Origin of the sequence: Streptomyces sp. NPDC006261, assembly GCF_040613515.1 — a bacterium.
Lineage (GTDB): Bacteria > Actinomycetota > Actinomycetes > Streptomycetales > Streptomycetaceae > Streptomyces.
In genome coordinates this window covers 1-26,882 of sequence record NZ_JBEXSI010000015.1, presented here as the reverse complement: position 1 = coordinate 26,882, position 26,882 = coordinate 1, and the positions used below count along the sequence as shown (strand labels likewise).

20 protein-coding genes and 2 pseudogenes are annotated in these 26,882 nt (G+C 70.3%); 6 read left to right on the top strand and 16 right to left on the bottom strand.

Translation table 11 applies throughout. The features are described 5' to 3' along the window. The first annotated feature begins 210 nt into the window (after positions 1–210). Both ABZ154_RS12155 and ABZ154_RS12150 read left to right on the top strand, forming a co-directional pair. Positions 211–1,189 (top strand): annotated as a pseudogene (locus ABZ154_RS12155) (family 1 encapsulin nanocompartment shell protein). 35 nt (positions 1,190–1,224) lie between these two features. Next, the gene (locus ABZ154_RS12150) at positions 1,225–2,619 is read left to right on the top strand and encodes a diaminopimelate decarboxylase (protein WP_356831567.1); all 1,395 of its coding nucleotides are present in this window, start codon (positions 1,225–1,227) and stop codon (positions 2,617–2,619) included. Positions 2,620–3,260: 641 nt separating this feature from the next. Here the strand turns inward: ABZ154_RS12150 and ABZ154_RS12145 are convergent. Then, a pseudogene (locus ABZ154_RS12145) lies at positions 3,261–3,613 on the bottom strand (GNAT family N-acetyltransferase). A 40-nt stretch (positions 3,614–3,653) separates the two neighbouring features. Continuing rightward, positions 3,654–4,079 (bottom strand): aspartate 1-decarboxylase, encoded by a 426-nt coding sequence (panD, locus tag ABZ154_RS12140; protein WP_356831565.1) that lies wholly within the window; start codon positions 4,077–4,079, stop codon positions 3,654–3,656. A 690-nt stretch (positions 4,080–4,769) separates the two neighbouring features. Between panD and ABZ154_RS12135 the strand changes: the two genes are divergently transcribed. Continuing rightward, the gene (locus ABZ154_RS12135) at positions 4,770–5,504 is read left to right on the top strand and encodes an AraC family transcriptional regulator (RefSeq protein WP_356831563.1); all 735 of its coding nucleotides are present in this window, start codon (positions 4,770–4,772) and stop codon (positions 5,502–5,504) included. Here ABZ154_RS12135 and ABZ154_RS12130 read toward each other — a convergent pair. From ABZ154_RS12130 to ABZ154_RS12105, 6 genes are all read right to left on the bottom strand, one after another. Beyond that, complete coding sequence (locus ABZ154_RS12130; RefSeq protein ID WP_356831561.1) at positions 5,479–6,063, bottom strand: flavin reductase family protein; 585 nt, start codon at positions 6,061–6,063, stop codon at positions 5,479–5,481. The two genes, ABZ154_RS12135 and ABZ154_RS12130, sit on opposite strands and share 26 nt — an antisense overlap. Beyond that, the gene (locus ABZ154_RS12125) at positions 6,060–6,512 is read right to left on the bottom strand and encodes an acyl-CoA thioesterase (RefSeq protein ID WP_356831559.1); all 453 of its coding nucleotides are present in this window, start codon (positions 6,510–6,512) and stop codon (positions 6,060–6,062) included. The genes ABZ154_RS12130 and ABZ154_RS12125 overlap by 4 nt, the downstream gene beginning before the upstream one ends. Before the next feature lie 77 nt (positions 6,513–6,589). Beyond that, positions 6,590–12,454: an SDR family NAD(P)-dependent oxidoreductase gene (locus ABZ154_RS12120; protein ID WP_356831557.1), complete on the bottom strand. Its 5,865-nt coding sequence runs from the start codon at positions 12,452–12,454 to the stop codon at positions 6,590–6,592. After that, positions 12,451–13,416: an enediyne biosynthesis protein gene (locus tag ABZ154_RS12115; protein ID WP_356831555.1), complete on the bottom strand. Its 966-nt coding sequence runs from the start codon at positions 13,414–13,416 to the stop codon at positions 12,451–12,453. Before ABZ154_RS12115 ends, ABZ154_RS12120 begins: the two co-directional genes overlap by 4 nt. Before the next feature lie 5 nt (positions 13,417–13,421). Then, the gene (locus ABZ154_RS12110) at positions 13,422–15,269 is read right to left on the bottom strand and encodes a CRTAC1 family protein (protein ID WP_356831774.1); all 1,848 of its coding nucleotides are present in this window, start codon (positions 15,267–15,269) and stop codon (positions 13,422–13,424) included. A gap of 64 nt (positions 15,270–15,333) precedes the next feature. Beyond that, complete coding sequence (locus ABZ154_RS12105) at positions 15,334–16,305, bottom strand: DUF1702 family protein (protein ID WP_356831553.1); 972 nt, start codon at positions 16,303–16,305, stop codon at positions 15,334–15,336. Between the two features lie 263 nt (positions 16,306–16,568). Here ABZ154_RS12105 and ABZ154_RS12100 point away from each other — a divergent pair, with 263 nt between their 5' ends. Next, positions 16,569–17,321: a DUF899 domain-containing protein gene (locus ABZ154_RS12100; protein WP_356831551.1), complete on the top strand. Its 753-nt coding sequence runs from the start codon at positions 16,569–16,571 to the stop codon at positions 17,319–17,321. 61 nt (positions 17,322–17,382) lie between these two features. On the opposite strand, the gene ABZ154_RS12095 is transcribed toward ABZ154_RS12100, so the two are convergent. The 7 genes from ABZ154_RS12095 to ABZ154_RS12065 form a co-directional block, all read right to left on the bottom strand. Next, a complete protein-coding gene (locus ABZ154_RS12095) occupies positions 17,383–18,495 on the bottom strand; it encodes a ScyD/ScyE family protein (RefSeq protein WP_356831549.1) in 1,113 nt (370 codons plus the stop codon). Continuing rightward, a complete protein-coding gene (locus ABZ154_RS12090) occupies positions 18,492–19,289 on the bottom strand; it encodes a class I SAM-dependent methyltransferase (RefSeq protein WP_356831547.1) in 798 nt (265 codons plus the stop codon). The genes ABZ154_RS12095 and ABZ154_RS12090 overlap by 4 nt, the downstream gene beginning before the upstream one ends. Beyond that, on the bottom strand, positions 19,286–20,020 hold the full coding sequence (locus tag ABZ154_RS12085) for an SDR family oxidoreductase (protein WP_356831545.1): 735 nt from the start codon (positions 20,018–20,020) through the stop codon (positions 19,286–19,288). Before ABZ154_RS12085 ends, ABZ154_RS12090 begins: the two co-directional genes overlap by 4 nt. A gap of 37 nt (positions 20,021–20,057) precedes the next feature. After that, positions 20,058–20,528 (bottom strand): SRPBCC domain-containing protein, encoded by a 471-nt coding sequence (locus ABZ154_RS12080; protein ID WP_356831543.1) that lies wholly within the window; start codon positions 20,526–20,528, stop codon positions 20,058–20,060. A 38-nt stretch (positions 20,529–20,566) separates the two neighbouring features. Continuing rightward, positions 20,567–21,076 (bottom strand): SRPBCC domain-containing protein, encoded by a 510-nt coding sequence (locus tag ABZ154_RS12075; protein WP_356831541.1) that lies wholly within the window; start codon positions 21,074–21,076, stop codon positions 20,567–20,569. A 67-nt stretch (positions 21,077–21,143) separates the two neighbouring features. Continuing rightward, a complete protein-coding gene (locus tag ABZ154_RS12070) occupies positions 21,144–22,421 on the bottom strand; it encodes an MFS transporter (protein ID WP_356831539.1) in 1,278 nt (425 codons plus the stop codon). Beyond that, entirely contained in the window at positions 22,418–22,852 is a 435-nt protein-coding gene (locus ABZ154_RS12065) for a DUF1428 family protein (protein ID WP_356831537.1), read from the bottom strand. Before ABZ154_RS12065 ends, ABZ154_RS12070 begins: the two co-directional genes overlap by 4 nt. A 516-nt stretch (positions 22,853–23,368) precedes the next feature. Here ABZ154_RS12065 and ABZ154_RS12060 point away from each other — a divergent pair. After that, a complete protein-coding gene (locus ABZ154_RS12060; RefSeq protein WP_356831535.1) occupies positions 23,369–24,013 on the top strand; it encodes a winged helix-turn-helix transcriptional regulator in 645 nt (214 codons plus the stop codon). Positions 24,014–24,087: 74 nt separating this feature from the next. Here the strand turns inward: ABZ154_RS12060 and ABZ154_RS12055 are convergent, their stop codons facing one another. Continuing rightward, positions 24,088–25,284, bottom strand: coding sequence for a HEAT repeat domain-containing protein (locus ABZ154_RS12055; protein ID WP_356831533.1), 1,197 nt, complete (start codon positions 25,282–25,284; stop codon positions 24,088–24,090). A gap of 146 nt (positions 25,285–25,430) precedes the next feature. Between ABZ154_RS12055 and ABZ154_RS12050 the strand changes: the two genes are divergently transcribed. Then, complete coding sequence (locus ABZ154_RS12050) at positions 25,431–26,774, top strand: AarF/UbiB family protein (protein ID WP_356831531.1); 1,344 nt, start codon at positions 25,431–25,433, stop codon at positions 26,772–26,774. The last annotated feature ends 108 nt before the right edge of the window (positions 26,775–26,882 follow it).

Here is a 26,882-nt window from a genome sequence, read left to right as displayed (position 1 = left end):
GGCGTCACGGGTGCGGGCGTCACGGGTGCGGGCGTCACGGGTGCGGGCGTCACGGGTGCGGGCGTCACGGGTGCGGGCGTCACGGGTGCGGGCGTCACGGGTGCGGGCGTCAGTCGGCCGGGCCTCCCCGGGTGCGGGCGTCCGGGGGACGTGGCTTAGTGGGCTGCGAGCCCTGTACACGCGATCCACCCGATGCCTGGAGTGCCGCGCATGTCCGCAGCCGTCCCCGATCCCGTCTCCGTCCGGCCCGTCGTGGCGCCGCCGACCAATGCGGCACTGTTCCTGGTCGGCACGGGCGGGCCGGGCGGTGAGGACACCGTACGAGAGGTGCTGCCGGACCTGGCGGCCGTCGCCCGCTCCCTGGGCTTCCGCTACCCGGACGTCGGCCTCGCCTGCGTGACGGGGTTCGGCTCCGCCGTCTGGGACCGGCTGTGCGACGGGGAGCGGCCCGCCCGCCTCCACCCCTTCCAGGAACTGCGGGGCCGGCTCCACCACGCACCGGCGACGCCGCGCGATGTGCTGCTGCACATCCGGGCCGAGCGGACAGACGTCTGCTCCGAGTGGGCGGCGCAGCTGCTCACCAAGCTCGGCGGGGCGCTGCGGATCGTGCGCGAGACGCACGGTTTCCGCTATCTCGACCACCGGGATCTGCTGGGCTTCGTGGACGTGGACCGCGGCTCCGCCGACAGCGACTGGCAGCCCGCCGAGGACGCGGAGCACCTGCGCGTTCGCCGAGGACATGGCGGTCATCGACGGGTACGGGGCGGCCGGGATCACCGGCCTGCGGGACGGCTCCTCGCACGACCCGCTGCCGCTGCCCGCCGACGCGCGGGACTATCCGGTGGCGGTCAGCCAAGCGGTGACGCGGCTGCGGCTGGCCGGTGTCGAGGGACCGTACCGGCTGCTGCTGGGCGCGGACGCGTTCACCGAGGCCGCCGAGACGTCGGACCACGGCTATACCGTGAAGATGCGTCAGACCCGTATCGTGGAAGACGAGATGTTCTGGGCGCCCGCGGTCAGAGGCGGGGTGCTGCTATCGACCCGGGGCGGCGACTTCGCACTCTGCCTGGGCCAGGACCTGTCGATCGGCTGCGCGGACCATGACGCCACCGGCATCCACCTCTGCTTCCGGCAGGCGTTCACGTTCCGGATGCTGACGCCGGAGGCGGTGGTCGGGCTCATCGCCTGATCGGCGGCCGTTCCAGCGTTATCCGCCGAAGACCTGTGGGGGCAGCCATCACCGACTCCGGCCCTACGACCCAGACACCTTCCGCACCCCCCGCATCCCCCGCGCCGCTCGGGCGGCCGGCCGTCCGTTTCGACGCGGCCGTCCGGGCGGCCGTCGGGCAGGGACTGCTCAGCGAGTCCCGCCCGGTGGCCGGGTTCGTCGACACCGACGGCGTACGCTCGTCCGTCACCGAGCTGCGGAAGGCGTTCGCCCACAGCCCCGGTGTGCTGCACACCTTCGCGGCCAAGGCCTCTTCCCTCATCCCGGTCCTGCGGCTGCTCGCCGACTGCGGGATGGGGTGCGAGGTGGCGAGCCCGGGTGAGCTGCGGCTCGCCGTCGAGGCCGGTTTCGCTCCGGCGACGATCGTCCTGGACTCCCCCGCCAAGACCCGCGAGGAGATCCGGCTGGCGCTCGCCCTCGGGGTGGCCGTCAACGCCGACAGCATCGACGAACTCCGCCGCATCGACGCCCTGCGCAACCGGGACTCCGCCTCCGTCCTCGGGCTGCGGGTCAATCCGCAGGTGGGAAGCGGCGCGATCGGCCCGATGAGCACGGCGACGGACACCTCGAAGTTCGGGGTGGCGCTGCGTGATCCGGGTGCCCGCGGGGAGGTCGTGCGGGCCTTCGAGGCGCGCCCGTGGCTGACCCGCCTGCACGCCCATGTCGGCTCCCAGGGCTGCCCGTTGGACCTGATCGCGGCGGGCGTGGCGCAGACGTACGAGCTGGCAGAGGAGATCAACGAACGCCTCGGCACCCGGCAGGTCACGAGCCTGGACATCGGCGGTGGGCTGCCGGTCAACTTCACCGACGACACCGTGCACCCCACCTACACGGCGTACGTTGAGGCCCTCACGGCCGCCGCGCCCGCGCTCCTCTCCGGCCGGTACACGCTGGTCACCGAGTTCGGCCGGTCTCTGCTCGCGAAGAACGGCTTCATCGGGGCGCGGGTGGAGTACACGAAGGACGCCGGCGGCCGCCGGATCGCGCTCACCCACGCGGGGGCGCAGACCGCCACCCGTACCGTCTTCATGCCCGGCTCCTGGCCGCTGCGGGTCGGGGCGTTCACCGACGACGGCTCACCCAAGCAGGGACCGGAACTGGCGCAGGACATCGCGGGGCCGTGCTGCTTCGCGGGCGATGTGGTGGCGCACGGCCGGGAGCTTCCGGAGCTGGCCGAGGGTGATTTCATCGTCCTCTACGACACCGGGGCGTACTACTTCTCCACCCCGTGGGCGTACAACAGCCTGCCGCGCCCGGCGGTGTACGGCTTCCGCTCGACGGCGCCGGAGGACGAGGTGACGTTCGTGACCGTACGGGAGGCCCAGACGATGGACGCCATCGCCGCGGAGAGCGGCCTGGCGCACGCGGACGCGCTGACGGGGCTGGACTGAGCCCCCCTGCCCGCCGTGGGCACAGGACGTGCGCGGGGCGGCTTCGCGGCCGCCCCGCGTACGTCCCTACGTCGCCTTACGCCCCCTACGTCCCCACGCCCCTATGACCCGGCGGGCTCGGGTTGCGGCTCCGGGTCCGGCACGGGGTCCGGGCCGGGTGCCGGAGGCTGCGGGATCGGGTCCGGGGCGGGGCCGGGAGGCACCGGAGCGGGGCCCGGCGGCACGGGCGGCGGGCTCGGCACGGGAGTGGGCGGACCCGGCACGGGCGGAGGCGTCGGCGACGGTACGGGGTCGGGGTATGGATGGGTCATTCGATCCTCCACAACAACACGAAACGGACAGATGGAGCTTTCCTCCACCGTCTCCCGGTGCGGCTGCCCGCGCCTGTCGAGTCCACACGTACAACGCGTGAGGGAGTACGGGTTCCGGCCCGGCCGAGATGTCCCACGCGGACGTCCTGTTGCGGGAGTTGCAGGTCACCAGGGCAGACGGAAACAGTGCGGACACAGTTTCGACCGGGGGTGACATGGGGCGCGGGCTGGGGGTGATCGTCCCGGTCCTCGCCCTGGCGTCGGTGGCGGCAGGGTGCGCTGACCGCGTGAGGCGGCGGACGCCCGAGGGCCCCCGGCGTCCGCCGTCCCTCAGAACAGCTCGGGGTGGTCCTTGAGTGCCGCTCCGCCTCCCGTACGAGCTTCTCCGGAGCCGCGGGCGCCTCGTCCGGGTGGCGCTGCGCCCACTTCGCCGCATACGGGCACAGGGGCACGACGGAAACACCCTCCTGGGCGGCCATGGCGTAGAACTTCCGGACGAGGGCTCCGGCGATGCCCTTGCCCACGTGCTCGGGGCGGACCACCGTGTGGACGGCCACGAGCGCCCCCGGGGCGGGTTCCATGACGAAGTACGCGATGGTTCCGGCGGCCGTTCCGTCCTCATGGGCCGTGAGCGTGCCACGCTCCCGGTCGTCGGTGATCGCTACCGCGCCGTTCTCCGCCATGGCTTGCGCCCTCCTCGTTCCGTGGGCGCGGACGGCCCGATCAGCCGCCCGCGACGACCGCCTGCGGGCTCCGCTCCGTACGGGTCCCGGGCACCGGCGCCGACGCGTCGGTGCCGAGCGCCACGATCCGGTTGTCCGCGTCGACATGGACGACCTTCGGGGTGAGCGCGCGGGCCTCCGCGTCCTCGACCTGTGCGTAGCTGATCAGGATCACCAGGTCGCCGGGGTGCACGAGGTGTGCGGCGGCGCCGTTGATCCCGATGACACCGGAGCCGCGCTCGCCCTCGATGACGTACGTCTCCAGGCGGGCGCCGTTGTCGATGTCGACGATATGGACCAGCTCGCCGGGCAGCAGGTCAGCGGCGTCCATCAGGTCGGCGTCGATCGTCACGGAACCGACGTAGTGCAGATCGGCCTGGGTGACGGTGGCCCGGTGGATCTTGGACTTGAACAGAGTACGCAGCACTTTGGACTCCTATTTGACGGCTCCCTGCCTGCTTTGTGCAGGTCAAGGGCGGTCTCGACTGTACACCGGGACACGCCGGTCGAGGATTGTGAGCAACATCGCTCCGGTTCACGGAACACGGCCCCTCCGGGTCCGGTGCTGCACGCCGCGGATCTCCTCGGTACGGACCGCCACCGCCATGCCCTGCAGACGGCCGTCCCCGGACCGGCCGGACCAGAAGCGCTGAAAGAAGCACAAGCCGATCCTCCCCGGTCCTCGGTGACACGGACAGCCATGCCCTCGGTAACACCGCAGCCCGTCAGCACAAGCGGCTGTCCGACCGTGGTGTTCCAGAAAGAAGTCAGCAGCGACTGATGTACGGCGCCTTTCAGTCAATATCGTGCTGCGTACTGGGACGAGCCGGGCACATAACTGCCGAAATGAGCCGCCGAATAGAGGGCAATCTATCACCACTGATCAAATCCGGTCAGGATGCCGGGGCGGACCCATCAGCAACTGGGCCTCCTCTTTCGAGCCTAGGAGTCGATATTCAGCCATCGATCACCTCACCTGCGCCCTGTTTCACCAACGGATGTTCTGGGCGTTGCCCGATCCCCGACCGGCGACATACCGATACGCCTGCGCTCGCATACCCATTCCAAACCGTGTGACGAGATTCTAGAAAACTGCCATTCCTGATGGGGAGATGTCATGGAGTCCGCAATCACGCGAGCCGTCGTTCAGGTGATCGCCAACATGCATCACAACTTCAGAGAAGATCTGACTATCGACGGTATAGCCCAGGCAGCCGGCTTCAGCAGGTTCCACTTGTCGCGGGAGTTCACTCACCTGATCGGGGTCTCCCCCAGACGCTTCCTCCGAGCGCTCCGCTTCGAGGAAGCGAAGCGGCTCCTCTCCGATTCCCGGCTCAACGTCGCGGAGATCAGCCACGCAGTCGGATACAGCAGCGTCGGGACCTTCAGCACCTGTTTCAAGTCCTGTACGGGCCTTACCCCGTCCGCGTACCGACTGCTCCGCTCGGCGACTTCCCTTGCCGCAACCGGGGACCGGTTGAGGGCCGTCGCCCGGACCGCGCCGACACAGCTCCACGGAAACGTGCAGGCACCCGCCGACGATCAGTCCGGAGTGGTATTCGTAGGCCTCTTCCCCGCCCCGTTCCCCTATGGGCACCCCGTGCGCTGTACGGTGCTGAACCGCCCAGGGGCATTCGCTCTCGACAATGTCCCCACGGGACGCTGGCACGTGCTGGCCCGCTCCGTCATGCACCGGACGGACGGCGGGCCTCGGGCCCGTCACACCCCTGTGGTGGGCGGTTTCGGACCGATCACCACCTCGACCGACCACGCGCTGGAACCGGTCGTGATTCACCTCTCCTGGGAGAGCCTGGCCACCCTCCGTCTCATCGCGACGGCCCCTCCGCCCTGAGGCCGTGCTCCCGAAACCGTCCCCGGAAGTACAACAGAGCGCCCTCGGTGGCCTCGTCCCGCCCGGACTCCGGATCCAGCCCCGGCGACCGGCTCCAGCCGACCACCGCACCGACGAGGATCGTGTGATCGCCGCCGTCGTAAGCGCGCCACTTCTCGCATTCGAAGCGCGCCAGCGCTCCATCGATGAGAGGCACGGAGGCGGCCGCGCCGGGGGACCAGCCGACCGCGTCGAACTGCTGCAGGCCCACGGGGCGGGAATCGTCGGCGAAGTGCCGGGCCACAGCCTCCTGCCCGGCACTGAGCACCGACACTCCGAAGTGCCGCGCCGGGTGGAGAGCCCGGCGCATGACGGCGTCGTTGTGGACGCAGACGAGCAGCAGCGGCGGGCGCAGGGAGACCGAGGAGAAGGAATTCGCCGTCATTCCGCGCGCAAAGGGTCCGCCCACGGTCACCACGGTGACCCCTGTGGCGAACTCCGCGAACGCACGACGCAGATCCTTCCCGTCCGTCTCCCTCGGTGCGGGCAGCGGGAGGGCGGTGTCGCGGGGGCCGGTCACACGCTCGACCCGGGCCGGGGCGATGGGGCATAAGCCTCCAGGGCACGAACCAGGGCCGCGGGCACGGGAGTCGGGACCGTGGCCGTGTTCGGGCCTCGCATGAACGCGACCCGCTGCCTGCCCCGGGCCACCAGCCGCTCCGCTCCCCCGGCGTCGAGTCGGACGTAGTCGAAGGTGAACTCCATTTGCGTCTGCCGGAGTTCCGCCAGTCTCATTCTGACGGACAGCTCGTCGAAGACACTGATCTCGGCGAAGAACTCGCAGTCGACCTTCAACGTGAACAGCTTGAGATCCCCGAGGACGTCGGCGAGCACCTCCGGGGCATGAGCCCTCAGGAACAACTCACGGCACCTCCCCTGCCAGCGGAGGTAGTTGACGTAGTACACGTTGCCGACGAGGTTGGTCTCCTCGAACCCGACGACATGCCGGTACTCGAAGTGGTCCGCCACGAACCTCTCCCTTCCTTCGGAACGGTTCGGAGCCTGCCGCGGGCCTGCGGCAGGTACGTGTGGGTCCGGGGTGGCCGTCACAGGCGTGGCTCCGCCGTGACGAGTACCGCTGCCGCCACCGGATCCGGCAGTCCCTTGAGCCGGGTCACCACAACCGCCACGCGCACGCCGCCCGAGGCGAACACCGTCCAGTCGTCGACGGTGCGCGGTGTCAGCGAGAGCGGGGCGTGCGTGGTGAGCCCGGCCTTCTGCATGCACTCGACGGCGGTCCACACGACCGTGGCCGCGGTGTCGAAGCCGTCTCCCGTCTCGCTCGCGATCGACGCGGCCAGCGGGGCGTGATCGCCGAGCAGCCCTTCCCATACGGCTCGCGGCCTGGCCACGACGGGTTCGATGTCACAGCCCACGGCGGCCGCGTCACCCACCGCGCACAGCGTCCAGCCGGCCGTGTGCGAGGCAGACATGACCAGGCCTTCCGCAACAAGCTCCGGCCGGCCGTCCGGCCGATAGGTGACGGCCGCCGGAGCGCCCAGAGCACGACCCGCGGCCCGCGCCGTCAGCGCACGCCGCGCGGCGGCTCCCGCCGGCCCCTCGACCGGTGGGTGTTCATCGGGCGGTTCCACCGCCAGGGCGACCCGTCGCCCGGTCAGTTCCTCCACGGTCCGCTCCATGTGGGACGCGAGCAGCGGCCCGGACCACGGACCGCTGCGCGCGCCTCGGCGCACCGCTGTCAGGCGCAGCCCCTCCCAACGTTCCACAACGCGTCCGTCGGGGGCGCGGGCGGCGATGTCGTAGACGTACGTCCGGCCGTCGTGTTCCCGTTCGACCGCGACGTAGCGAAGCTCCTTCGGGACATCGGCCCCCGCAGCGAGCGGGTACAGCCGGTCGATGCCCGACGGCAGCAGAGTGGCGTCGGGGACGCATACCTGATTGCCGTGCATCAGCGCGTCCCGCATACCGGGATCGGCCAGGAGCAGCCCGCCCGGGAGGTAGGCGGCGAACCAGTCCGCCACCTCGTCCACCGACAGCTCCGCGTCCACGCGCCGAGCCGAGACGCGGTGGAAGCGGCGCAGCCGCCAAAAGCGGTCGCCCTGGAAGAGCACGTCGCCGTACAGGTCCGCCACCGGGTCCAGCGGGACGTCCCCGAGGCCCGGCCCGTCGGGTACGGGAGGACCTTCGGGCACCGGCAGGCCGGAGAACACCAGCCGTGCCCGGAAGTGTTCGGCGACGAATCCGGACTCCTCCGCGTGCAGGACGACCTCCACCGTGTCGGCGGCCGTGACGGTGGCGGCGATCCGTACCCGGGCCGAGCCGTCGGGGGGCACCACGACGGGGCGGAGGAAGCGGATGTCCTCCAGCACGGGGACACTGTCGCGCCCGGTCACCGCAGCGGCCACCTGGCACATCGCCTCGATTCCGATCACCGCGGGGAGCAGCAGGTTTCCGTCGAGCAGGTGGTCGGCGAGGTACGGGTCCGTGCCGACGTTCAGCTCCGCCTCGGTGACCAGTTCGGCCCCGTGGTAATGGACCAGCGGGGCGACGGTGAACCGGTGCAGGGGAAGCGGTGGCCGCTCGCGGCGCAGCGTGTCCATCTCACCCGTGCGGCCGGTGACGACGGTGACCGGCGGGGCGTCGGGATCGGTGATCAGACGCAGCAGTACCTCGACGCCCTGGTCCGGCGAGATCGGTGTGATGCCCTCGCGGGCCAGGGACTCGACGACGGACAGCTTCTCGCCCATGCCGACACCGGACCACACGGACCATTCCAGACACCGCACACGGCAGTGGGGAGAGTCGGCGGCGAACCGCTGGGCGAGGACGGCGAGCCGTTCGTTGGCGGTGGCGTAGTGCGCTTCGCCACGCAGTCCGGTGCGTCCGATCACACTGCCGAAGCAGACCAGCAGCTTCAGGGCGCTCCGGTCGACCGCGGCGAGGACGGCCCGCAGCCCGTCGACCTTCGGCGCGAGGGTGCGCTCGAAGTCCTCCTCGGTGAGATCGGCGAGTGCGGCAGGTTCGTTCTGTCCGGCACCGTGCAGCACCGCGGTGACGGGCCCGAGTTCGGCGGTCAGTTCGGCGACCGCCACGCGCACCCGCTCGGGGTCGGTGACGTCCGCGCGGGCGTAGCCCACCCGGAGGCCCCGGTCGGCCATCCTCCGCAGGTTCGCGGACAGGACCTCGTCGGCGGTCGGGTCGGAGCGGCCCACGATCGCCAGGGCGGCCCCGCTGCGGCCGGCCACCGCGAGCGCGCACTCCGCCGTGATTCCCTTGCCACCCCCGGTGACCAGGAGGACGTCGGTGGAGTCCAGCAGTTCGTCGGTGCGCTCACCGCGCACCGGCAGGACCCGCAGCACGGGCACCCTGCGGGTCCCGTCGATGTCGTAACTCACCTCCGTGAACCGGGTGGTCGCCGACACCTCTGCCACGATCCGGTCCACGACGCCCTCGGCCGCCGGGGTGTCCACGACGGTGGTCCGCATGTGCGGAGCCTCCAGGTGAAGGGACTTCGCGAGGCCAGCCGCGCCCAGACCTTCCTGCACCAGAACGAACCTCCGCCCGGCACCGCCCGCGAGGGCGCGCCGTGCACCCTCCAGTGCCGGAGTCAGCCGGTCGGGGGGACACCGCGGAGGCAGGCACACCAGAACACCGGGTCCCACTCGGGCGTTGCGCAGCGCGCTCCGCAACTCCTCGGCGTACGGGTGCGCCGGCGCGGCGAACAACTCCCAGTCGCCTTCGGACTCTTCCGCTCGGACCGCTGCGGGCAGCTCCTCGTCCAGGTCCACGACGAAGGCCCGGACCCAGGGGGCGGCGCCCAGCACGGCCGGTACCGACCCGGCACCACCGTCCGGGCCGAAGCCGGCCAACGACTCCAGGGCCTCGCCGAGTTCGCCCAGGGTGGCGGTGGCGAAGTTGGCGGGGGCGTGGGCGGTGGGGAGGCCGAGGCGGGTGGCCGCCTGGTTGACGATCTGCCCCACGGTGATGGAGCTCATGTGCAGGTCGTCCAGCAGGCTGCTGTCGTCCCGCACCAGGTCCACCGGGAGTTCGGCCCGCTCGGCCACCAGGGTACGCAGCACCTCGACGGCGGACTGCTCCCCGTCGCCCACCGGTTCGCCGGCGTTGTCCGCCTGCGGCCCGGCGCCGGTCGCGTACGGCTCCGCGCCGACGGTGCGCCCTGCTCCGTCCGCGTGCCGCTCCCCAGCGGGCGGCACGGCCGGCAGCCCGTCGGGCGCGACGCTCTCGCAGGGGCTCGCCAGGAAGTGGAACTCGGCGTCGAGGTCCAGGGGCCGGGTGAGCCGGTCGGCGAACAAGCGCTCGTGCATCAGCGGGGCACCGACCACGTACGCGGCTCCGGCGACCCGGAGCAGACCGCGCAGCGACGTCTCGTCCGTGTCCAACGCGACGGACGGAACGCCGGTCGCACCCGTGGCCAGGGAGCTCAGCACGTGGCCCGGTCCGACCTCCACGAACAGGTCGACGTCCGCGGCGGCCTCCTGGACCGCCCGGGTGAAGAGTACCGGCTCGGTGATCTGCCGGTGCAGCAGTTCGCGGAGGTCGGTGTCAACGGCCAGTTCCTGCCCGGTCACGGTGGACAGCACCCGGCCCCGCACCGGCCCGAACCGGACATCGTCCAGCCAGGTACCGAAGACGTCGGCGGCCGGTGCCACCAGCGGGGAGTGGAAGGCGTGGGACACCGCGAGCGGCGTACAGCCGACTCCGTGCGCGGTGGCCCGCTCCGTCACGGCGGCCACGGCGTCGGCCGTTCCGGCGACGACCGTCCGCTCGGGGCCGTTGTACCCGGCGATGACCGCGTCGACGCCGTACATCAGCGTCTTCACGCGCTCGGGGGCCGCCGCGAGGGACGCCATGGTGCCGGGCTCGCCGTGCCTGGCCATGGCCTCGCCCCGTACCCGGGCCGCCTCCAGCAGCCGCGCTTCGTCCAGGGCTCCCGCCCAGTGCAGCGCGACGAGTTCGCCCAGGCTGTGCCCGACCGCCGCCTCGGCCTCCACCCCCAGCCAGTCGAGCACGCGCAGTCCGGCGGTGGCGGCGGTGGCGATCCGCGGCTGCGCCACCTCGGTGGCCACCGGGTCCCCGGTGGCGGGCAGCCCGGCCCGTTCGTAGACCTCGGCGGCCTGGGCGAAACGCCGACGGAGTGCGCCGCCGTCGGTACCCCGGCCGGAGCCCTGGCCGGGGAAGAGGAAGCCGATGCTTCCGGCCTCGGCTCGCACGCACCCGATGAAGGCGCGGTCGTCGACGGCGACCAGACCGGCCGGGTCCTGTTCCAACGCGTCGGTCAACTGCCGCAGCCGGCGTTCCGCGTCGTCCGGGGACGTGACCACCGCGGCCGCTCGCCACGGCAGTTCCCGCAGATCACGTTGGAGGGTGTGGGCCAGGTCGGCGAGCTGGGCATAGGAGAGCCTGGGTGCGAGGTCGGCCGCCTTCGTCAGGCGCTCGCGCAGTTCGGCGGGCGACTCCCCGTCCAGGAGGAGCAGTTCGCAGTCCTGGAGCGAGCCGGCGAGTGTGAGGTGGCGTCGATGGGGTGCCCGGTGGCGCGGAGGCGTCTCCTTGTCGATGACGACATGGGTGTTGATACCCCCGAAACCCATCGCGGTGACCCCGGCGCGCAGCGGCATGTCCTGGGGCCAGGGCTCCGCGGTAGGCAGCGCGCGCAGGCCCGCTCCAGGTCCGGTGAGCAGTTCGTGCGGTTCCCGGCAGCCGATGGTGGGGGGCAGCAGGCGCGCGTCCACCGCCATCACTGCCTTGATCAGTCCGGCGACCCCGGCGGCGGCCTTGGTGTGGCCGATCATCGCCTTGGCGGAGCTGATCGCGGCGGGCGGTGCGCCGGGGGCGGCCTCCGCGCGAGCGGCGGTGAGCGCGCCGAGTTCATTGGCGTCGCCCACCGGGGTGCCGGTGCCGTGCCCCTCGAAGAGAGGCACGGTCTCGATACCGAACCCGGCCCGATCGTAGGCACGTGCCAGGGCCAGTCGGTAGCCGCCCGCTTCGGGGCGGGTGATGCTGCCCTGCCCGTCCGACGAGACACCCCATCCGGCGATCGTCGCGTACTGGCGCAGGCCGGCCGCGCGGGCGTCCTCCTCACGCATCAGAACGACCATGCCGCAGCCCTCGCCGGGCCAGAATCCGTTGGATCCCCGGTCGTACACGCGCATCTCGGAGCGGGCGAGGGCGCCGGTCTTGGCGAAGCCCACGATCTCGAACGGGTCGATGGACAGGTCGACACCGCCGGCGACCGCGACGTCGAGGTCACCGCTCAGCAGGGATCCGGCCGCGGAGGTGACCGAGAGGAGCGAGGAGGAGCACGCGCCGTCAACGGTGTAGCCGCCACCGCCCAGACCGAAGTGGTTGCAGATGCGGCCGGCGATGGTGTTCGACAGGGCTCCGGCGAGCGAGTCCTCGTCGATCGCGGGGAACGGCTGCTTGTAGGTCTTCTCGACGCCCTCGAGGAACACGGCGAGCCGGTCGTCGTCCCAGCCCTGGCCTCGCAAGGCTTCCGCGAGCACACGGCGTACGTACGGCCACCGCAGGCGCATCCCGCTCGCCCGTGTGAACTCCCCCGTGAGGGTGTTGCCCACGACGACCCCGGTCCGCGCCCGCGGCAGTCCCCCGCCCTCGGGAAACCCGGCGTCGGCCAGCGCCCGGCCGGCGGTCTCCAGGGCGAGCCAGTGTGTGAGGTCCGTCGAACGGTAGGTGCTGCCGGTGACGCGGTGGGCCACGCGGTCGAAGGCGTAGCCCTCCAGCACGGCGGCCATACGCGCGTAGAACCGGTCGGGAGCGGCCGGATCCGGATCCCAGTAGTCGTCCAGGCGCATGCGTACGTCGGGGATGCGGCGGAAGGCACGCCGGCCGGCCACCGCGTTCTCCCACAGCTCGCGGGGCGACGCGGCGTCCGGGAAGCGGCAGGCCATGCCGACGATGGATACCCGGGTCATGCCGCCACCGGTGCCTTCCCGGTCTCCGACGGAACGCCCCAGGCCTCGACGGTTCGCGCGGGGGCAGGGCCGGTCTGCTCGGTGCGCAGGTGGACCAGCCAGAGGTAGCCGCCGCGGACCAGGCAGACCACGGCGGTGGCGAAGAACAGGCCGTACGCGATGCCCAGCCCGGTCATGATCCCGTACGTCACGGCGACGCCGCCGCCGAAGGCGACCTGTGCGACCGGCCGCGACGGAGTGGTGCCGGGATCCGTGACCATGTAGTTGGTGAACAGGACGAAGGCCACCCCGGTCATCATGCCCAGGGCCGGCGGGATCGCCGTGTCGAAGAGCACTCCCCGCAGCACGGCCTGGAGCACGAAGACCACCAGCCAGCCGCCGATCAGCCACATGCGTCCGGTGAGCTTCGCGTTGAGCAGGGTCCCCAGGGTGACGATCACCGCGGGGATGATCCAGTCGACAGCGCCGTCGGTGTACTCGGTGAACTGGTACGGGGGCGCGATGCTGGCCCAGGGGAACAGCAGCAGCACCACCGCGATGCCGAAGTTCGACGGGTTCATGAAGTGCCGCGGCCTGCCCCGTACCGGTGCGCGCAGGACCCACTTGGCGGAGACCGCGATGACGACCCCGAGGACCATCACCCACAGCCGGTCGTTCACGTAGAGCAGCATGTTGACGGCGAGCGCGGTGATGTGGCTGGGGTACAGGAACTCCAGGACCCCCTTCGCCCCGCCTCCGGCGTAGCGCGGCCGGCGCTCCTCGACCCGGGCTCCGACGAACTCCAGGACCGTTTCGACGCAGTAGGCGACGGCGACCGCGATGAAGGGCCACAGCCAGGGCTGTTCGAAACCGAGCACGGTGTAGCCGGCGATGTTGAGCACGGTGATCGAGATGGCGAACCGGCGCAGCGCGGTCACGATCTTCGGGTCGTGCCGTGGGGGTGTGGTGGATACCTCGGCCATCGCGGTCACTTCTCCTTGACGTCGGACGCAAGCTGGAGGTCATGCCGGCCGGGAGCCAGCCGCAGGTCCTTCTCGTGGACCTCGCCGGAGCGGTCGCGCCACTTCAGGCGCACCGGCAGGGGGGTGCCGCTCTGCTCGCCGAGACCGATGTGCACCTCATGGCTGCGCTTGCCGGAATGTCCACCGCCGCCGTCGACGCGGCTGACGCGCCGGGTGCCGTCGGGCAGGGTCACGGTCACCTGGGCGTCGACGACCGGGGATCCGGAGGGGTGGGTCAGCTTCAGGCCGAGGAAGTCGCCGGCGGCCGGGCTCTCGTTCAGGTAGAAACCGGGGTCGCCCCACTGCCGTGCCACCGCCAGGTCGAGCCTGCCGTCGCCGTTGGAGTCCCCGACGGCGATGCCGCGGGTGGGGATGGGCACGGCCAGGCCGAGGCGGTCCGACAGGTTCGCGTAGTCGCCGTCCGGTGTTCTGGCGAAGAACCGCATGGTCTGGTCTCCGGCCAGGTCGTCGCCCTTTCTGACGTGGGGCCACCAGCCGGGGTGAGCGACCAGGCCGTCGTTGGCGGTGGCCAGTTCCTGCAGTTGGGCCCAGCGGTTGTTCCGGCCCTTCACGAAGCCGGTGGCCTGGGTGATCTCCAGCTGACTGTCGTTGTCGAAGTCGCCCATCTTCACGTCCCAGCCCCAGCCCGACCAGGCGAGGTTGAGCGGGCCGCTGCGGTCCACGTACGGCGCCTCGCCCCGGCTCATGCGGGCGCGCACGTCATCCGTGTCGTCGGCGGTGCTCATGAACGAGAAGTTGCTCTCCTGAAGACCGAAGGAAGTGGTGATGTTGGAGACGAACATGTCGTACAGCCCGTCCTGGTCCAGGTCCCCGAAGTCGATGCCCATGCCCTTGAAGGAACTGGCGCCGATCCGTTTGGACTTGGGCACCATCGGGTTGTGCGCGCCCTTCACCTCGGCGAAGCGGATGCGGCCGGGCTCGGACCGGTTGTGCAGCAGGCGTGACGTGCCGAAGTCGTGGGCGACGTACAGCTCGGGCAGGTGGTCGCCGTCCAGGTCGGTGGCGGCCCCGCCCAGCGTCCAGCCGATCCGCATGTCCCGGGGCATGACGTCCTCGGCCTGGACGAAGCCGTCCGGGGTCCACCGCAGGATGTGGTCCTCACCGCCGTTGAGGGCGTTGGACAGCGAGTCGTTCATGACCACACCGCCTCGGACGGTGGGGTCGAGGACGGGGCTGTCCGGGAAGTAGTTGCCGATGAAGACGTCCTCGTGGCCGTCCCCGTCGAAGTCGGCGACCGTCACCGCGTTGCTGTGCCAGCGGGGCCCGCTGTACTGGGTGGCGCCGACGTCGGCGACCAGTTCGACGGGTTCGAAGGAGGCGGCGCTCATGGCGTTCTGCTCGGGGCGGGCCTGGAAGATGACGGGGGTACGGCCCCAGTAGTAGACGAGCAGGTCGCTGTGACCGTCCTCGTTGAAGTCACCGGCGACGCAGCCCATCGGCGCCATCACGTCGTCCATGGGGAGCGGGGCGGGGTCGAGGACGAACGGCGCGTACCGGTCGCCGCGTTCGTCGGGTGCGGGGGTGACCACGACCTGGTCGATCCGGGGGTCGGTGACGCAGAGGTCGTTGGAGAACCCGTCGCCGTCGACGTCGTTCATGGCGACGGCGGCACCCACCGAGGAGATCCACCCCTCGATGTGCTGGTACGCCTTGTTGACCTCGCGGATCTCCTGCTGCTCGTAGCCCGCGGGCATGGCGATGGTCTTAGGGGTGAAGGCGAAGGAGCTCGCCAGCTCGCCCGTCTGCGCCGCGGACGGTGTCGCCGGGCGGACGACGACGTAGGTCACCACCATCATCAGGACGGCGACGATTCCGGGAAGTCTGAGATAGAGGCGGGATCGCACGGTGGACACGTGGCTAGCACCTTCCCTCGGAAACGAGTGCTCCGGCTATGTGCTGGCGCCATGTCTCGTACGCGGGTGTGTCCACCCGGTCGGACGCGCCCGGTCGCAGTTCCCGGCAGACGCCTGCCGCCTCGTGCGGCTTGATTCCGCACAGCACCTCGGTGGCGAGCTGGGTGTGTGGCACCGTCAGCCCGGCCTGCTCGCGCGCCTCCGCGGCGAACGCCGACCCCTGGAGGAGCTGCGGCCGGTACACGCCGGCGCTGTCCCGCAGGCGCAGCAGTTCGTCCGCACCGGCGCCGCCCGCATAGGTCGCGGCCAGTCCGACCCCGCTGTACAGGTCACCACGCCGGGCCGGCGGGAAGGCGCCGACGAGTGTCACGACGGCGTCGACGTCGGTGCCGCCGACGAACCACAGCGCCCGGCCGATGCCCTGGTCCACCGCGCGTTGCGCGTAGGGGGCCTGGCGCTGCGGCCAGGGAAGCTTCTGCTCGCGGTACTGCCCGTGGACATAGCGCGCGGTCCGGAAGTAGGCCTGGTGGAAGCCGTATCCGTCCAGAATCAGCCACCTGAGGAGCGGGTCCGTCTTCTCGATGTCGGGGTGCAGCAGCCGCGGCAGACGTGCCATGGCCCAGCCGATGCCGACGTAGGCCATGTAGGTGTGCGCGCCCCCTCGTCCGGCCAGCAGACCGCTGAGGCGCCGTCCCTTGCTGCCGGGCAGCGCGTCCATGATGGAGCACGCCATGGCCGCACCTTCATAGGCGAATCCCCGGAACTCCCTCGGAACCGCTTCCAGTCGGGGCTCCGCGGCTCGCGCATCCGGCGCTTCGACGATCCGCCCGTAGCCTTCGAGGAAGCTTCGGCCCACGGTTTCCAGCAGTTGCTGGGACGTCGGGTTCTTTTTCCGGAATCCGCGTACGTCCAGACTGGTGCTGGACAGTGCGGGAGTCAATATTCTGCGCCGGAACGCACGTAATCCAGCCGTCACTGTGCGGTACCCCCTCGTTTGGGTGCCTACAAGCCGGTACGGAAAAACCATGCCGAATGTACCCGGCGCTTCCGGCCCGCTGTCTACTCGAAAAGTGCGCTCCCTTTTCCCGGTGCCGTGCGCCGGCTCACGGAGCACGGTTCGAAGCCCGGTCGGGCGCACGAATGCACTCCGTGCCGCCATAGGCGGCCGAACGCTGCGGCCTCTGCTCTTCCGGTAGGGTTCGCTCTGTTGGTAGAGCATGAAGAAGGCGAGGCCCGGGAATGGACAGTCCGGCGATTGTGACGCGGGAAGAATGGTTAGCGGCCCGGAAGGAACTGCTGGCGCGGGAGAAGCAGTTCGACCGGGAACGGGACGCGCTCAGTGCCCAGCGCCGCGCCCTGCCGATGGTCGAGATCACCGAGCCGTACGTCTTCGAAGGACCGAGCGGACCGGCGTCCCTCATCGATCTGTTCGAAGGCCGCAGTCAACTCATCGTCTACCACTTCATGCTGGCGCCCGACTGGGACGCCGGCTGTACCGGCTGTTCACTCCTTGCCGACAACATCGGACACTTGGCGCATCTGCATGCGGCCGGGACATCCTTCGCCGCGATCTCCCGCGCGCCTCTCGCGAACATCACGAAATTCCGCGAGCGCATGGGGTGGAATTTCCCTTGGTTCTCCTCCCACGGAACGTCGTTCAACTACGATTTCCACGTCACGATGGATGAATCCGTCGCACCCGTACTTTTCAACTTCCGCACGAAGGATGAACTGCGGGACGCCGGAATCGGCTCCTGGGCCCTGGCCGGCGAGCAGCACGGCCTGAGCGTCTTCCTCCGCGAGGACGACCGCGTCTTCCACACCTACTCGACGTACTCGCGCGGCACCGACCTGCTCAACGGCACCTTCAACTACCTGGACCTGACCCCCCTCGGGCGCCAGGAGGAGGCCGGGATCATGAACTGGGTGCGTCACCACGACGACTACGGCGACCGGACCACCGAGGACGGCTGCGGCCACTGCGACGCCTGACGCCGCCGGTGCCGGGGTCGCGGGTGGGAGGATCCTCGCGGTCCCACCCGCGCCCCCGGGGTCATCGGCCCGGACGCAGGCGCAGGAGCTGTCCGTCCGCCTCACCGAGCGAGGTCGTTCGGTTGGTCAGGTAGATGTCGCCGTTCGGAGCGACGGTGACCCCGCCGGGGTGCTCCAGCCCTTGGCGTGCAAGCACCGTACGGCGTCCGTCCCTCTCGACGCGCACGAGCCTCCCGGTGCGGTCGGGCGAGTCGAAGCCCTTCTCAGCCAGTTCGAGCACCAGCATCCGTCCCTGGCGGTCGAAGGCCAGGTCGATGACACCGGTGAACCCGCTCGTCACGACGACCGGTTTCCGGCCAGGCGCCATGCGCCAGATCCGCGCCTTGCCCAGATGGGTCGGTTCGCCGCTGTACTCACTGATGTAGAAGGCGCCGTCGGGTCCCTTCGCGATGGCCGACGGCACGGACTCCAGCGGTTTACCGTCGACGATCTGGTCGGGCATCAGGGCCACCATGCGGACCGATCCGCCATCGGTGACCGACAGGATGTTGTTGCCGCCCGCCTCGGCCACCAGAGTTCCGCCGGGGACCCTGACGATGCCGTACGCGTTGGCGTTGACGTCCGCGCGATGCGGGTTGTGGCGCTGCTCGAACGCGAGGAGGTCCCCGACCGGGTGAAGCCGGCCCTTCCGGTCGATGGTGCCGGTCTGCGCGAGTCCCCGTGCGGCCGGGCCCAGCCCGTCACGTGTGGCCATCTCGCCGCCCATGCCGAAGACGACGGAGATCCGCCCGTGGCTCGCGTCGACGTCGTGCAGTCCCAGCACACTGAACTCGTTGATCACCGAGGGGAGACCGGTGGCGATGCGCTCGGCCCCGCGCTTCTTCCCCGGTGTGTACGAAGTGATGGCCCCGGTTGCGCCGAAGCAGGCGGGATACCCGCCCACGCCGGGCGCGCACGGACTGGGGCCGCCCCGGCCGGCCTCCGTGACCAGGACGCGCCCTGCGTGGGCGTCCCAGGTGAGGCCGCGCGGAGTCACCAGGTTCTCGGCGACCACGTCGAGCCGTCCGCCGGCCCCCGCCTGGGAGGCAGTGCCGGTCATCAAACCGCAGAACAGAGCGGTGGCGAGCGTGGCGGTGCACAAGCGGCGCAGCATCTTCAGCCCCCTGGGCGTCATCGTGGTATCGAGCCGGTCGTGCGGCGGGCGCTCCAGGACTCCCGCCGGGTGGTGTCGGTCGCGTCGCGGTCGGTGTAGCCGTCCGAGACGGCGATGTCGGTGAAGCCGGTGGCGCGCAGCGCGTTCCGGACCTCGTCACGGGTGAAGTGGCGCTGCGCATGCTGCTCGACGGATCTCCGGAACAGCTCTCCTTCGGGCACGAAGAGCGATACGAGATATTCGTACTCGGGTGTGTCCGGCTCGTGCCGGGTGTTCCAGATGTAGGCGAAGTCGCCGAAGTCCTCACCGAACTCGCCGAGGGCCGCGATCTCCTCGAAGGTGCGCCGGGTACTCAGATCGAACACCAGCACCCCTCCGGGCCGGAGCGCCTGGGCGAGCTGACGCAGCGTGGCGGCCAGGCCGTCCTCACCCGTCAGGTAGTTCGCCCCGTCGAAGCAGACGAGAGCCGCGTCGAAAGGACCCAGTTCCGCGAGCCGTTCATCGGGCACCGCGAAGCAGAGCAGCTCGGTGCCGGGTGTGGTGCGGGTACGGGCGACGTCCAGCATCGCGGCGGAGGCGTCGACCCCGGTCACCTCGTAGCCGTGGTCCTGCAGGGCCTTCATCGTCATACCGGTACCGCAGCAGACGTCGAGGACGGTCCGCACCTCGAGACCGCTTTCGACGAATCGTTTCTCCGCGAAGCTGAGCCATTGGTCGTACGGGATGCGGTCGGCGGCCATCCACCGGTCGTAGATCTGCGCGAGGGCGCTGTACGGTGCCCCGTACCCGTGGTCGCCCTCCGGGGCGGCGCTCACCGGACGTCCCACGGGCCGGCCTGTGCCAGGTACCGCCGCCCGGAGACCTCGGGGGACGATGTCCCGGCAAGCCACTTCCAGAACGGCAGCGTCACATCCGGGGCCGGCACGCCCGACAGGTCGAAGCCCGGCTCCGCCTCGGCGTACCCGCGGGTGCGGATGCCGCCCGGGTCGACGGAGGTGACTCCCACACCGGTGTCGGCGAGTTCCGCCGCGATGATGCGCGAAGCCTGGTCGAGGGCGGCCTTGCTGGCCCCGTAGATGCCCGCGCACGGGAACACGTCCACGGCCGCTTCGCTGGACAGGTTGACCACCAGTCCGCCGGTCTTCCGCAGCAGCGGCAGGGCGAGCTGCGCCAGTGCCACGGGAGCCACCACATTGGTGCGGAGTACCTTCTCGAAGACGTCCACCGGATGGTCGAGCAGCGGTCTGATCGGACTGACCCCCATCTGGGAGGCGTTGTTCACCAGCCAGTCGAGGCGTCCGAGCGAGCCGGCCTCGGCGATCAGCCGCTCCCGGTGCGCGGCCTCCCCCACGTCCCCCGCCACCGCGACGACGGTGGTGCCCCGGTCGGTGAGTCGCTTGGCGACCGCCGTCAGGTCGGACTCGGTGCGGGCGGTGAGAACCAACCGCCAGCCGGCGCCGGCGAGGAACTCGGTGACGGTCTCGCCGAGCCCCGTGCTGGCGCCGGTGACCAGGGCGACGCGCGATGGTGTGCGGGGGTCTGTCATGAACATCAGCTCCTGTGTCGGCGGGGGCGGTGCCCGCTCAGGTGGACAGGCGGATTCCGTGTTCGGCGTAGCAGCGGACGAGTGTGAGGGCCTCTCCCCATCCGGGAGCGCACTGCCCGTACCGCGCGAGACCGGCAGCGGTCTGCGGCAGGCCCGTCTCCACCACCGTGAGCCAGGTGCCATCCGGGTGCTCGGCGATGGTGAAGGTGACGAGCGAGGGCGGAGTTCCCCAGGTGATCGCGAAGCGTTCGTTCGGCACGCACTCCATGACCACACCGTCGTCGGTGACATCGCTGCCGTCGTCGCTCCACCCGCGCCAGACCAGGTGGACCGGGCTGCCCTCGGCCGGACCGAAGGTCGAGCCGTTGGTGAACCACTTGTCCCAGCCGGTGCCGCTGGACAACAGGTCGAACACGGCTTCAGGGGCCGCGCGGACCAGCGTCGAATGCAGGATGTCGGGAACCTGAACGGCTTCCTGGGGGCTGCCGCTCTCTTCCGTGGTGCTCATGTCGTGCTCTCTCCTCGTACTGTTTCTGTTCTGCGGACTCAGTCGGCGGATGCCGCCGCGTAGACGGGCATGAGTTCCATCCAGCGCGCGTCGGAGTCCGCCACGCCGGGGGTGTCGGCGAGGTGTGCTTCCAAGTTGTCGGTGTACATGTGCCAGCCGGCCGCGTAGTCGACCGGGTCCGCCTCGGGGCCGAACCCGACGTGCTCCAGGAGCAGTCGGGTACCGCCGTCATCGGTGGGTGTCAGGTCGAGCCGCAGCTCGGACTCGGTCTCGCCGGTGTAGCGCCAGGTCACCCGCAGCCGGGTAAACGGCTCCCAGGTGAGAACCCGGCAGACGATGGTGTCGCCGTGCGCTCCGCGGCCCTCGAGTACGTACTCCACGTCGGGCCCCGGTATGCCCTTGAGGACCGGGCCGAACCAGTGGGGCAGCCGGTCCGGTTCGGTCCAGGCCCGCCACACCTCGTCGGGCGTCGCCGGGAGGATCCGGTCCAGCGTCGCCGTGCGTGCCGTACGCGATGCCGTTCCGAGGGCGCTGAGCGATCCGCTCATCATGAACTCCGCTTCTGTGCGTGGGCCGGACGGGGTGAAGGGGTGCGGCGGGACGCGGCGGCGCCGGTCAGGCCTGGGCGGTGAGCGTGGAGTCCCCGGACACGGCGGGCGCGGCGGCCCGGTCGGCCTCCGCGATCGGACGACTCAGGGCGAGCACACCGACCCCGACGCCCGCGGCCACGACGAGCACCATGGCGGTGTTGAGGGAGGTGGCATCGGAGAGCCAGCCGTAGGCGGTCGGCGTCGCGATGAACGCACCGTACGCGGGCACCATCATGGCCGCCGCGACGATGTTGACGCGGCTCGGTGCCACCCGGGCCGCGGCGCTGAGGCAGGTGGGCTGTACGCCGGCGATGGCGATGCCCATGAGGAGGAAGGCGAAGACGGACAGCCACAGGTCGAAGGCTGCCATCAGCAGTCCTCCGGACAGCGCGGTCCCCACAGCGGAGATCAGGAAGGACCTGCGGATGCCGAGGGCGGCCACCAGCCATGCGTTGATCATGCGCCCGATCATCATCGTGAGGCTGAAGAGGGCAAAGGCCGCGCCACCGTAGACGATGGGGGCGTCGAGGAGCTGGTCGACGTAGATGACCGACCAGACCTGCACGATGCTCTCGACCGCGATGCCGAGTACGGTCATCACGAAGACCACGCGGAACAGCGGGTTGCGCATCAGCTTGAGGAGGCCGACGTCGCCCTCGACCTCCGCGGCACCCGGCGCCTCATCGGGCTCGTCCTGGTTCACCGGCGGGTACATGATCACGAAGGACGCGACGAGCACGGGTGCCATGATCACGGCGAACAGCACGGCGACCCAGCGGTAGTCCATGCCCATGCTGATCAGCGCGCCGGCGCCGAGGGCGCTGATGACCGTCCCGCCGCTGTTGATCGCGTACATCTTGTTCATCACTTCGCGGCCGCCGCGCGCCTGGATCTCCATGAACACGCTGTTGGTTGCGGTGTCGACCAGCGCGGACCCGAGACCGGCGAGGACGAAGGCGATCAGCAGACCCACGAAGTGGTCGCTCACCGCCAGCATCACGAGCAGCCCGATGAGGGCGAGTTGGCCGTAGATGCCGATCCAGCGGTGGTCCAGGTAGTGGTAGATCCGCTTGGCGGCGAGCAGCGTCACCAGCCCGACGACGGGAAGCAGCAGGTGCGCGGTGCCGAAGAACCCGTCACTCAGGTCGAGGGAGCGGATGACCTCCGCCCAGGCGACCGTCATCACGCCGATGGCGATGCCGAACATGAAGAACTGGGTGCCGGACAACCAGGTGACGGCCCTCAGGTTCCAGGAGGGTTCGGCTAACGCCGCGTCGGACTCGTCCTGGTGTTCTGTCGTCACGCTGTCTCCCGGTGCGCCGGATGCCAATGCCTGTGCGGAGTCCGCCGGTACTTGGCGTGCTCCTCGGTGTTCATGAGCTCGAATACCGTGCTCATCTCGCTGCGGAGAATTCTTGAGATATCGACTGTTTCCACGAGCTTGTCGTAGAGCTCCGCCAACTCGGGGTCGGCGTCGACCTTCGGCATGACCTCGTCGTAGTGCGCCCGGTCGTGGAAGTAGGTGAGTTCGGCGTAAACCACCTCGTCGGGTGACACGTCGACGCCCGAGGCGATGTCCGAGCACCCGTATTTCGCCTCGGGATCACTCACCTCCATCACGGTGCCGCCGATGGCACCATGCCGCCGGAATACTTCTATGGCGTCGTGAACGACAGTGCGGAAATCCTCTTCGCGCGACCTGGGAACCCTGTGCAGGAACCAGATGAGATACACGGAATCCACCACCCAGCGAGATCTGAGCCCCGGGAAATGGGGGCCTGTGAATCGAGCTGTCCGGCAGGAGGCTATACGAATACGTAGTGAGTGGCAAGGATCACTTCGGCGCCCCAGGGTGCTCCCGACCACGCGTCGCCGCCCGGCCGACAGCCGGCCGCGCAGGCCGCCGCCACATGCCCCCGTCAAGGCGGGCCGACCGGACGCCGCCGCCCCGGCGCAGCCTGCGGTGCGGTGGGGACATGACGCCCGGGGCTCCTGACCGCCACCCGGGAACCACCTTGCTCAGCAGCGGCGATGGGACCGGGAACGCTCTCGGATCCGACGTGACGACGAGGCCTCCTCCCTGCCGCACGGCGACTCGACACCCCCGCCGCGTCCGCCCGTTCGGGCCCCGCCGCGGAGTACGTCCCGCAACCCCGGCGGGCCGAGCCCCGGCCCGCCCACCTGCCTGTTCCCACTCCCTTGCGCAGAGCACGAATGTTACTATCGAGAACGAGAGTGAAGGAGGCCGCCGTGAAACGAGACTACGGACAGTTCTGCGGGCTGGCCGCCGGGCTGGACATCATCGGTGAGCGGTGGACCCTCCTCATCGTGCGGGAGTTGCTGATCGGCCCCGCCCGCTTCAAGGGCCTGCTGGAGAACCTCCCCGGGATCGGCCCCAATCTGCTCACCGACCGGTTGCGGATGCTCGGCGACCACGGACTGGTGGAGCAGGCGTCCGTGGCCGACGACGGCCGCGCCCGTCTCTACCGGCTCACCGCCTCCGGGCAGGAGCTGCGGGAGCCCGTCCTCGCACTCGCGCGTTGGGGCCTGAAGTTCCTCGACGCGTCGGATGCCGACGGGGCGACCCGCGCCGCGTGGGGGTTCCTCGCCGTGCAGGCGATGATCGTCGACGACGCCGTTCCTCAGGTGGACGAGGTCTACGAGTTCAGGGTCAGCGAGCAGATCTTCCAGATCCTGGTGCGCGACGGCCGGGTCTCCTTCGAGCGCGGCGCGGTGGCCGATCCCTCGCTGACCATCGAGTGCGACGCCGGTACGTTCGTCCGGGTGGGCGCTCGGATGCTGTCCCCGTTCCAGGCGCTCGCCACCGGGGACGTCCGGATCAAGGGCGACCCGGAGGCCGTGCTCCGCTGCACCTTGATGCTCGGCCTGGACTGACCTCCCGGACGGGCCACGACGCAACGGTGCACCCCCACTTCGCGTGGGGGTGCACCGTCATGTCACACCACAGGTCACTCGGCGGCCAGCTCGGCACCGCCCTGGACCACGTCGATCTTGCCGTCGGGACGGCCGTGGCACTTGATCGAGTTGAGCGTGTAGCGGCCCGCGCCGGTGTGGTCGCCCGTCTTGCCGCGGAACGTGCCGTACAGCTTGGCGTTGGTCATCGGGCCCGCGATCGGGTCCGTCGGGTTCGACAGCTGCACGTCGCCGGCGCCGACGATGCCACGGTCGAAGGTGCGGTCCAGGTTGACCGCGGCCCAGCCGTAGTACCGGCCGCGCACGCTCTCCACGAAGGGCATGTCGGCGTCGCGCAGGCGCTGCGCACGCGGACCGTCGCCCTGGATGGCCACGTCGCCCTTGCGGGCGAGCGAGGTGAGCGCGATACGGCCGAGCGACACGGGCACCTCGACCATCTCACCCTTGCCGACGAAGCCGCTCGGGTAGAACGGACGCAGCGTCTCGGAGAGGTAGTTGTGCTCCAGGTTGTTCCCGTCGTACTCGACGCTCAGCCCGCGGAACGGGAAGATCTCGTAGTGGCACGAGCCGTCCGCGTTCAGCCCCTTGAGCTCCTTCTCGACCGTGAGGTCGGTCCGGATCGTCTCGACGTTGGTGCTCGCGAGCACACGGCCGAGGATGGAGTCGAACCACAGCGGCGAGAGCACCGCACGGACCGCGCCGACGCCGGGCGTCATGATGACGACCCGGCCGCCGATGATGAGCGGCACCGTCTGGTCGAAGTACCCGGTCTCCTCGACCTCGGCCTCGTTGTACACCCGCTGCTGCTTGACGCCGGTGATGTCGCCGGTGAGTACGCGCGCCCAGTCGGCCACCTCGGGGTCGTCGTCCGTGGCGTACTTCTCGAAGACGCCCAGAGCCCTCGGACCGGCCGAACGCAGGGCCAGCCACAGCGCGCCCGAGCGGACCAGGCGGTCCTTCTCCGTGGCGATGGTGTCGGAGATGAACGCCAGGCTCTCCTCCGGGTTGCGGTCGGCGAACTCCCACAGTGCGCGCTCGCGCTCCAGGGGGCTCTCGTGCCCTTCGGTGACCTCTCGGAGCTCGCTGTCGCTACGGGTGTCGTACGGCAGGAACTTCTCGGTGATCGGCCGGGCGAAGTCCAGGTACTCCGCGGGGTCGTTGTACCGGGCGGCCGGCGGCGGCGTCAGGGCCACCAGGCCTTCCTGCATCCGGGATTCGATCGATTGGGTCATGTTTCCTCCGCAGTTAGGTAGTGCACCCCATGCGAGGTAGTTATATGAAAACTAAGTAACCTCGACCTGTCAAGGACGGTGTATCCCCGGATCACTTGGCCGATACTGGGATCCGTAGATCATCAACTTAAGGAACGTGTGGCCATATGGAACGAGCTGAACGTCCTGATCTGCCCTCCGTGACCACCACCGCGGCCCTGCTGCGTCTCGGCCGGATACTGACGACCGTCTCGGTCGGCACCGCCCGCCACCTGGCACGTCACTCGTTGCGGCGGCTGAGCGGACGGCCCACCACCGCGGCGGACTGGCCCCAGGAGCTCTCCCGGATCATCGAGCGGCTGGGCCCGGCCTTCATCAAGTTCGCCCAGATCGCCAGCACCCGCGAAGATGTCCTGCCGCCCCGCGCCTGCGCGGCGCTGGGACGCCTCCACGACAACGTCGAACCCATGCGGGCCCAGGACGTCCACCGGGCGCTGGCGGCGCACCTCGGCCCCGGGGGGGCCGAGGTGCTGACGGACTTCCGGCCCGAGCCCCTGGGCTCGGGCAGCATCGCCTGCGTCTACCCGGCCCGGCTGAGCGACGGGACCCAGGTGGCGGTCAAGCTCCGTCGCCCCGGTCTCACCGACACGGTCCGCCGCGACGTCGCCATCCTCAACACCGTCTTCGCGCTCGCGGGACGGCTCCCGGGGCTGCGCGGAGCCCCGCTCTCCGACATGGCGCGCGCCGTCGGGGCGAGCGTGCTGCGCCAGCTCGATCTCGCCGCCGAGGCACGCAACCTCGCCCTGCTCCGCGACGACCTCTCCACCCTGGAATTCGTCACCGTGCCCGCGCCCGTGACCGCGCTGTGCGGAGAGGCCTGCGTGGTCATGGACTTCGTGCCCGGGGTACGCGAGCACGTCGAGGTGGCCCAGTTGAGCCAGGAGCGTCGCCGGGCGCTCGCCGACCAGACGCTGCGGGCCGTCTTCGAGATGCTGTTCTGCACGGGCCTCGTCCACTGCGACCTGCACCCCGGCAACCTGCGTCTGACCCGCACCGGCTCCGTGGTCGTCCTCGACGCCGGATTCGTCTACCGCGTCCCCGAGGTCGTACGGGAGAATCTGGCCCTGTTCTTCCTCAACCTCGGGTTCCGTAACGGTCCACGGTGCGCCGAAGCGGTCCTGGCCAGCGCCGGACAGGTCGACCGGCGCAGCGACACCGCCGCCTTCGCCGCGGACATGACCCGCCTCGTCGAACGGTACGGTGGCACCACCGCCCGCGACTTCGACCTGATCGCCTTCTCCACCGAGCTGTTCGCCAGCCAACGGCGCAACGGCATCTACGCCTCGTCGGAGTTCGTGTTCCCCCTCCTCGCGCTTCTCATGGTGGAGCAGACGGTCCGCCGCCTCGACCCCGACGTGGACTTCCAGGCCATCGCCCGCCCCATCGTGTTCCGCGCCGCGTCCGGCCGCCCTGCCGGCGAGCGCCGCCGACGGCTGGAGAGCGTGGACTGAGCGTTGGCCCGCGGGCCCGCGGGCTCCGGTGGTCGTCGCCACCCGGCGTTCCGGGTGGCAGATCGGAAGCGCGGCGGGGGGGGGAAGGGTGTGTCGGGTCGGGGGTTT

Excerpts from the sequence above, each read along its gene's own strand:
- ABZ154_RS12135 (WP_356831563.1), top strand. The coding sequence starts at position 4,770 with ATGGAGTCCGCAATCACGCGAGCCGTCGTTCAGGTGATCGCCAACATG.
- ABZ154_RS12120 (WP_356831557.1), bottom strand. The coding sequence starts at position 12,454 with ATGACCCGGGTATCCATCGTCGGCATGGCCTGCCGCTTCCCGGACGCC.
- ABZ154_RS12115 (WP_356831555.1), bottom strand. The coding sequence starts at position 13,416 with ATGGCCGAGGTATCCACCACACCCCCACGGCACGACCCGAAGATCGTG.
- ABZ154_RS12110 (WP_356831774.1), bottom strand. The coding sequence starts at position 15,269 with ATGGTGGTGACCTACGTCGTCGTCCGCCCGGCGACACCGTCCGCGGCG.
- ABZ154_RS12100 (WP_356831551.1), top strand. The coding sequence starts at position 16,569 with ATGGACAGTCCGGCGATTGTGACGCGGGAAGAATGGTTAGCGGCCCGG.
- ABZ154_RS12095 (WP_356831549.1), bottom strand. The coding sequence starts at position 18,495 with ATGACGCCCAGGGGGCTGAAGATGCTGCGCCGCTTGTGCACCGCCACG.
- ABZ154_RS12085 (WP_356831545.1), bottom strand. The coding sequence starts at position 20,020 with ATGACAGACCCCCGCACACCATCGCGCGTCGCCCTGGTCACCGGCGCC.
- ABZ154_RS12080 (WP_356831543.1), bottom strand. The coding sequence starts at position 20,528 with ATGAGCACCACGGAAGAGAGCGGCAGCCCCCAGGAAGCCGTTCAGGTT.
- ABZ154_RS12075 (WP_356831541.1), bottom strand. The coding sequence starts at position 21,076 with ATGAGCGGATCGCTCAGCGCCCTCGGAACGGCATCGCGTACGGCACGC.
- ABZ154_RS12055 (WP_356831533.1), bottom strand. The coding sequence starts at position 25,284 with ATGACCCAATCGATCGAATCCCGGATGCAGGAAGGCCTGGTGGCCCTG.
- ABZ154_RS12050 (WP_356831531.1), top strand. The coding sequence starts at position 25,431 with ATGGAACGAGCTGAACGTCCTGATCTGCCCTCCGTGACCACCACCGCG.